We start from the raw sequence: 7007 nt of genomic DNA, 5'->3' as shown, positions 1-7007 counted from the left end.
GCCACGGGAATGGAGCATGGCCAGAGCGCAGTTCGCCATTCTCTTCGAAGGCCGCTTCAGGCTGGGATGATGAACCCGGCCCGTACACGGAAATTCTGGCAGTTCCCAGAAAACCTCATAGCCCCGACTCATGCAAAGCGCCAAGAAATTCGATTTCTGCACAACCTTAGGATGCTGTCTAGTCCAGCTCACCACTTCGACTTATTTGGTTGTGGAAGAGGTGATACTTTGGTAAGTGTTTCTCTGCTGATAAGATGCAACTTACAGACACAGCCTCAACGAGTTCCAGGTATCTAGAACTTTGGCTACGCTCAAGCGATTAACTCGGCTCAATCCGAAGCCACACGATCATTCCTTTATTCACCAAGCCAAAACATCCTGCCCCCCATACCGCAATCGTCCCCTACAACAGGAACGCAGGTCCGGTTCGCTCACGCTGCTAGCCGAACAGGTCATCGTCATCACGGGAGCCAGCCGCGGCATCAGGCTGCTGGCGGCAAGGCAGGCAACGCGCAACGGGGAGGCACTGGGTGCCGAGAGCGACGGCAGGCGCGGTGAGGCCTATGTCACTGAGGCAGTCGATGGATAAGACTTGGAGCACCTCACGCAGGCTCGGTCCGGCGGTTCAACGCGTGAGCCACCGACTGCCCCATAGCACCTACGAGTCCCTCTCCCAAAAACCAAAAGGGCGGCCGCAAGGGCCGCCCGTTCCGCCTCGATAGTGGATCGCGGGCTTAGAGCCGCCCCATCAGCAGCAGGACGATGAGGATGAGGAGGACGACGCCGAGGAGGCCGCTCGGGCCGTAGCCCCAGCCGCGGCTGTGCGGCCAGGCCGGCACCGCGCCGATGAGCAGCAGGATGACGAGGATGAGCAGGATGGTGCTGATACCCATGAGAAATTTCCCTTTTCGTTAGGCTGCCGCCAAGCGCGGCCGTTCGGAGGGGGAAACTTGGCCATAAGGCAGAAAGTTCCCACAAAGGTGCCTGTGGATAGCCCTTCCGGGAATGGGGTCCTAGGGGAACGATCACAATGGCTTGACGTTACCTCCTCGCCGATAGGGTGCCGCCACTAGAGCGTCCCCTGCGGGAGGTCGCCAAGCCTCGATGGTCCAGGACAACCCCATGCAGAAGAAGAATCCCCCTTACATGCCCCCACATGATTCAGAGACTGTCCCGGGCCTCGGTTCCTCCTCACCCGCCCTCAGCCGCTCGGTGCAGGCCCAGCTCGGGCAGCGCCTGCGCCAGTTCTACGAGACCCTAGCCCTGGGCGAGCAGCCGGTTCCGGACCGGTTCATCGCGATCATCAGCCAGCTCGACGACGGGAAGCGCGAGAAGCAGCAATCATGAGCATCGACGGTGACATTCGCAATTCCATGCTCAAGGCGACCCCGAACCTGCGGGCCTTCGCCATCTCGCTGACCAACAACGTGGACCGCGCGGACGACCTGGTGCAGGAAACCCTCATGCGGGCGATCGCCAATATCGACCGCTTCCAGCCCGGCACCAACATGCAGGCCTGGCTCTTCACCATCCTGCGCAACCTGTTCCACTCGGAATACCGCAAGCGCCGCCGGGAGGTGGAGGACGCGGACGGGAAATACGCCGCCGCCCTTTCGGTGCAGCCGGACCAGCTGCCCCATCTCGATTTCGAGGACCTGCAGAAGGCCCTCGCCCGCCTGCCCCACGACCAGCGCGAGGCGCTGCTCCTGGTGGGAGCCTCGGGCTTCTCCTACGAGCAGGCGGCGGAGATCTGCGGCTGCGCGGTGGGCACCATCAAGAGCCGCGTGAACCGCGCCCGCAACCGCCTCGCCGAGCTGATGCACTTCACCGACATGGACGAGGATATCGGCCCGGACCGGGTCACCCTCTCGGTGATGCACGCGGTCGCCTGACGGACAGGCAGGCCCTCACGGCAATCCGGCGAACGCAATTCACAGACCAGAGCCCGATCGTGGATCCCCTTCCCTCGCTTCGCTCGCCGGGGATGACAGCGGAGCGCTGACCGTGGTGCTCTCACCCCGGTGTCATTCCCGGCCGGAGCGTCAGCGGAGGGGAAGGGAATCCACTCTCACGCGCACCGCCATGGATCCCCGTCCCTCGCCTGCGGCTCGCGGGGATGACAGGGGAGCGCTAATCTTGTGGCGCTGACCCCAGTGTCACGTCCGGAAGAATGCGCCGCGGAGGCGAAGGGAGTCCGCTCGAACGCTGGCGCTGTGGATCGCTTGTCCGGCCCGAGGTCGGGGATGGGACGGGAAGGCCGGAGCACCGGGCCTCGAAGGCGGACCCGGTTCCGCAGGAGGCTTCAGCGACGCCGGAACTGCTGGTTGCCGCGCTGCGGCGGGCGGGGGCCGGAGGATGCGCCCGAGTCCTTGTGACGGAAGATGAGGCGGCCCTTCTCCAGGTCGTAGGGCGACATCTCGACGGTCACGCGGTCGCCGGCGAGCGTCTTGATGCGGTTCTTCTTCATCTTGCCGGCCGTGTAGGCGATGACCTCGTGCCCGTTGTCGAGCTGCACGCGGTAGCGCGCGTCGGGCAGAATTTCGGTCACAAGTCCTTCAAAGGTGATCAGTTCTTCCTTTGCCATGCAAAGCTTTCCTCACAACAAAAAAGCCGCCCCTGACCCGGAACGGCTGATCGGCAAGAGAGCGTGCCGTGGCACGCCCCCCGTCATCAAACCTTATGCGTTCTGCAGGTTCACTGCAGACGCGCGGCCGGTGCGCTGGTCGGTCTGAAGCTCGTAGGAGATCTTCTGACCTTCGCGCAGGCCGCGCATGCCGGCACGCTCGAGCGCCGTTGCGTGGACGAACACGTCCTTGCCGCCGTTGTCGGGCTGAATGAAGCCATAACCCTTGGTTTCATTGTACCACTTCACGGTTCCCGTTTCCATGGGAATTCCTTTCACTGTCGTTTGCACGTGGATATGGGCCGCAAAGCCAGACATCCGTTAGTCGATAGATGGTAGAGAAGGAACGTGCGCTCGGCAGTGCCAAAGCGTGAAGCCCAGTCGTCCGGCCAAATGTCGATACGAATTTAACTAGGGGAAGGTTGGGGCAATTGCAAGGCAACGCTGCCAAAGGAACGCTCTTCGGCAGCCCTTGGAATTTCAGCCGCCCCTGATGCTGGAGATGAGGCCCTGCAAGGCTTCCTCGCCCTCCGGCGTGAAGCGGATTTCATCGCCGTCGGCCTCGATGAGCCCCTGCCCCTGGAGCTCGCCCACGGCCGTGTCGCTGGCCTTGTGGCCCGAGCCGTCCCGCTGCACCACGCTGCGCACCGTCTGCCCGCTCGACAGCTGGTGATAGGCCGCAAAGGCGAAGACCGCCAGCGCCTCGTCGCTCAACCCTGACAAACCCGCCATACTATCCTCGCCGTTCACGCATCCCGCAGCACGATTGCGGCGGGACGATTGCACCACCGGTTCAATGCGAAGGCGGCCGGACCGTTCAAGCGCGGCGTTAAAAACACCCGGAACGGGCCCGGCCCCGTCCCAGGAACGCACCTTGCGGCCTCCACGTTGGATGGTGGGGACCTGCCCATGTGATCAGGACAACCAACCGATCAGGACAACCGACGCGATCAGGACAACCGAGGAGCGCTCTCATGGCAAACGACCGGCACCGCTATGATCAGGACCGCAACCAGGATTTCGACCGGCGCGACCGCGAGGACGACGGCTACATCGCCCGGCGCGGCTTCGGCAACCGGAGCGCGGGCTACGACCGCGGCTCCGGCTCCGACCGGCGCAACGCCCCGGGCCACGACCGATCCGGCTCCGAGAGCTTCGGCCGCGGCTCGCGCGACTACAACGAGGACCGCGGCTTCCTCGAGCGGGCGGGCGACGAGCTCAGGTCCTGGTTCGGGGACGACGAGACGGAGGACCGCCACGGCGGCGGCATGCGCGGGACCGGCGGGCACCGGGGCCGCGGGCCCAAGGGCTACCAGCGTTCCGACGCGCGCATCCTGGAGGACGTGAACGAGCGCCTCACCGAGGATCCGCACATCGACGCGTCCGAGATCGAGGTGACGGTGTCCGACCGCGAGGTGACCCTGACAGGCACGGTCAACAGCCGCTTCGAGAAGCGCCATGCGGAAGACCTCGCCGAGTCCGTGTCCGGCGTCGCCCATGTGCAGAACAACCTGCGCATCCAGCAATATGCCGATGCGGGCATGGGCGGCAGCATGCTGTCCGGGGCGGGCGCCGCAGGCGCGGGCTCCACCGGCACGCCGCAGGTGGGCGCCGGCCCGACCGCCACGCCCCGTCGACGGGGCGGATCGAACCAAGGATGATCCCGCCCCGCCCGCGGCTTTTCCCCTGAAAAGCCGCAGATCGCCCGTGAAGATGCGCCCCGCCCTCTTGGGTGACGGGGTGCATCTGTCGTACCAAGGCCCTTACCTTTCCCTGGACGCCCGCAACCCCATATGTGACGGGAAGGACGAGGACGACAATGGCAGGAATATCCGTCACGCTTGAAGGCGACAACATCCAGCTTGCTTTCCAGAAGGGCGAACAATCGACGGCCGTGGTCATGGATCCCCACGCCGCGCGCTCGCTCGTCAAGGCTGTCGGCCAGCTCCTGGCCGCCATCGGCGAGAGCAGCGAAGAAGGCGAGGATGCGCCGGAGGAGCTGGTGGACGTCACCTCCCAGACGATCGATGTGGGCATGGACGAGCACGGCATGGCGGTGGTTGCCCTTCAGGCCGGCATGATGCCGCCCTTCCTGCTGCGCCTGAAGGACGACGAGGCACGGCACATCGCCACGAGCCTTTTGGAAATCCTGAACAGCCCCCGGGACGTTCGCGTATCGCACGGGGATCACTAGAGCATCGGGTGACCGGACAGCCAGGCAGCGGCACGAATTGGATGACCTTCGCCATTCGCGTCACTCCCGGCCGGGTGGTAAGGGGAGCGAATTCATAGGCTGAGGCTCGTCGTGGATCCCCTTCCCTCACTTCGTTCGCCGGGGATGACAGGGTAGTGCCGACCTCGTGGCTCTCACCTCGCAACGCCCGCCTCAGTGTCATTCCCGGCCGGAGCGCAGCGGAGGGGAAGGGAATCCATAGCGCGGAGCATGTGGGTGGATCCCCTTCCCGGTCCTGCGGACCGCCGGGGATGACAACGGCACACCCTCACTGTGATTCCCGGCCGGAGCGAGGCGAAGGGGAAGCGAATCCACTCAGTGGCCCTCCCCCATCGCTCCCCTTCCCGGCCTGAGGCCGCCGAGAACGACACAAGGGCGGAGCACCCTTTGAGGTCTGCACGATGCGCTGGCCTGACCCAACGTTTCGCGAGCATTCAGAAAAGAATTGATCCCACTACACACGTCTGACATATGTAATGTTATAAACATAAACTTGGCTGTGCCGGCCGGCACGGGCGCATGCGAGACTATGACATGACGGACTGGTCGGCGGGCTATGTTGTCGATGTGGATTACACCCATGGCTTCTATCAGGAGCTGACCCCCAGCCTCCTGAGCTTCTTCGCGTTGCTGCAGGGCGTTCAGGCGCCCGATCCCGGCGCAAGCTCGCTGGCCTATTGCGAGCTTGGATGCGGCCAGGGCTTCTCGACCAATCTGCTCGCCAGCGCCAATCCGCACATCGAATTCCATGCCACCGACTTCAACCCCGCCCACATCGCAGGCGCGCGGGACCTGGCCCGCTCGGCCGGGATCGAGAACGCACATTTCTACGACGACAGCTTTGCCGAATTCCTGACCCGCAACGATCTTCCGGCGTTCGACTTCATCACCCTTCACGGCATCTACAGCTGGATCTCTCCGGAGAACCGGCAGGCCATCGTGGGGTTCATCCGCAAGAAGCTGAAACCGGGCGGGCTCGTCTACCTGTCCTACAACGCCATGCCCGGCTGGGCCTCCATGATGCCGCTCAGGCGGCTACTCGTGGAGCATGCGGCGGCTCAAGGGTCCGCGCAATCGCTCCAGGCGCGCATCGCCGCGTCCCTCGGCTTTGCCGACAAACTCGGCAGCCTCGACGCACGCTACTTCGCCAATCACCCCAAGCTCGCGGGCCGCGTGGAAAAGCTCAAGGGGCAGAACCCCAACTACGTCGCCCATGAGTATTTCAACCGGGACCTGACCCCGTTCTACTTCATGGACGTGGCGCAGGAGCTTGCAGAGGCGAAGCTGACATGGGTGGGCCCGGCCAATGCGCTCGACACCCTGGACGAGATCAACCTTACGCAGGAGCAGAGGGAGTTCCTCGCCGGCATCGACAACGTTGCCCTGCGCCAGACCACGCGCGACCACATCGTCGACCAGCAGTTCAGGCGCGACATCTTCATCAAGGGTCCCGTGCGGCTTTCGCCCCACCTCGTCCGCGAAAAATGGCTCGAGACGCGCTTTGCCCTGTCCGGCCCCAGCGCCAGGATCCCGCGCGAGCTGCGCGGCATGCGCTATACGATCAGGCTGCAGAGTGCGGTGTACGATCCGCTGATCGCAGCCCTCGAAGCGGGCCCGCGATCCCTACGCGAGATCGCAGGCGAGCCGGCTCTTGCGGGCATCTCCGTCAACCGCCTGATGCAGGCGATCACGATGGTTGCGGCGGCGGGCGTTTGCCATCCTTGCCTTCCGGCACAAGGCCTTGCCGAGCGAAAGCTCCGGACCGACCGGTTCAACAGGACGGTTGCCGCGCACGCCCGCTTCGAGCGCCGGTACGGCTCCTTCGCTTCGCCGGTGACCGGCGGCGGCATCGCGGCCGAGCACATGCATCAGCTCATGTGGCTCGGCCTGCAGGCCGATGCCGATATTCCGCGCTTTGTCGCAAAGGTTCTGGCGCAGGCCGGTCAAGGCCTGCTGAAGGACGGCAAGCCCTTGCCGGCGGACGAGACCGTGGCGGAGCTGCAGCGGCGCTTTGCCGGGTTCGAGCAGGAGACCCTGGGCGTCTGGAACGCCCTCGGCCTCGGCGCTGCGTCCCCCCGCAAAGTTGCGAACGCGGCAGCCTAGGGCTCGAGCCGCAAGGCCCGCGCGGGGTGTTAAGCCCGGCCGCTGCGG

9 protein-coding genes are annotated in these 7007 nt (G+C 64.7%); 5 read left to right on the top strand and 4 right to left on the bottom strand.

Translation table 11 applies throughout. The annotated features are described in order from the left end of the window. Positions 1-734: 734 nt before the first annotated feature. Positions 735-893 carry a DUF3309 family protein gene (locus tag JKG68_RS10440; RefSeq protein WP_202059007.1) on the bottom strand — a complete coding sequence of 53 codons (159 nt, stop codon included), beginning with the start codon at positions 891-893 and terminating at the stop codon, positions 735-737. Positions 894-1122: 229 nt separating this feature from the next. Here JKG68_RS10440 and JKG68_RS10435 point away from each other — a divergent pair, with 229 nt between their 5' ends. Next, a complete protein-coding gene (locus tag JKG68_RS10435) occupies positions 1123-1347 on the top strand; it encodes a NepR family anti-sigma factor (RefSeq protein WP_202059005.1) in 225 nt (74 codons plus the stop codon). Beyond that, a complete protein-coding gene (locus tag JKG68_RS10430) occupies positions 1344-1892 on the top strand; it encodes a sigma-70 family RNA polymerase sigma factor (protein ID WP_202059003.1) in 549 nt (182 codons plus the stop codon). Before JKG68_RS10435 ends, JKG68_RS10430 begins: the two co-directional genes overlap by 4 nt. A 410-nt stretch (positions 1893-2302) precedes the next feature. Here JKG68_RS10430 and infA read toward each other — a convergent pair whose 3' ends face one another. The 3 genes from infA to JKG68_RS10415 form a co-directional block, all read right to left on the bottom strand. Beyond that, positions 2303-2584, bottom strand: coding sequence for a translation initiation factor IF-1 (gene infA, locus JKG68_RS10425; protein ID WP_009494617.1), 282 nt, complete (start codon positions 2582-2584; stop codon positions 2303-2305). Between the two features lie 93 nt (positions 2585-2677). After that, positions 2678-2887 (bottom strand): cold-shock protein, encoded by a 210-nt coding sequence (locus tag JKG68_RS10420; protein WP_091138623.1) that lies wholly within the window; start codon positions 2885-2887, stop codon positions 2678-2680. 216 nt (positions 2888-3103) lie between these two features. After that, a complete protein-coding gene (locus JKG68_RS10415; protein ID WP_202059001.1) occupies positions 3104-3496 on the bottom strand; it encodes a hypothetical protein in 393 nt (130 codons plus the stop codon). A gap of 101 nt (positions 3497-3597) precedes the next feature. Here JKG68_RS10415 and JKG68_RS10410 point away from each other — a divergent pair, with 101 nt between their 5' ends. The 3 genes from JKG68_RS10410 to JKG68_RS10400 all read left to right on the top strand — a co-directional run bounded on the left by JKG68_RS10410 (position 3598) and on the right by JKG68_RS10400 (position 6959). Next, entirely contained in the window at positions 3598-4284 is a 687-nt protein-coding gene (locus JKG68_RS10410) for a BON domain-containing protein (RefSeq protein WP_202058999.1), read from the top strand. A 158-nt stretch (positions 4285-4442) separates the two neighbouring features. Then, on the top strand, positions 4443-4817 hold the full coding sequence (locus JKG68_RS10405) for a hypothetical protein (RefSeq protein ID WP_202058997.1): 375 nt from the start codon (positions 4443-4445) through the stop codon (positions 4815-4817). A gap of 573 nt (positions 4818-5390) precedes the next feature. Continuing rightward, positions 5391-6959: a class I SAM-dependent methyltransferase gene (locus JKG68_RS10400; RefSeq protein WP_202058995.1), complete on the top strand. Its 1569-nt coding sequence runs from the start codon at positions 5391-5393 to the stop codon at positions 6957-6959. Positions 6960-7007 lie beyond the last annotated feature (48 nt).

The sequence above is a fragment of the Microvirga aerilata genome (assembly GCF_016743775.1).
Classification (GTDB): Bacteria; Pseudomonadota; Alphaproteobacteria; order Rhizobiales; family Beijerinckiaceae; genus Microvirga; species Microvirga aerilata.
This window is presented reverse-complemented; position numbering and strand designations above follow the sequence as displayed.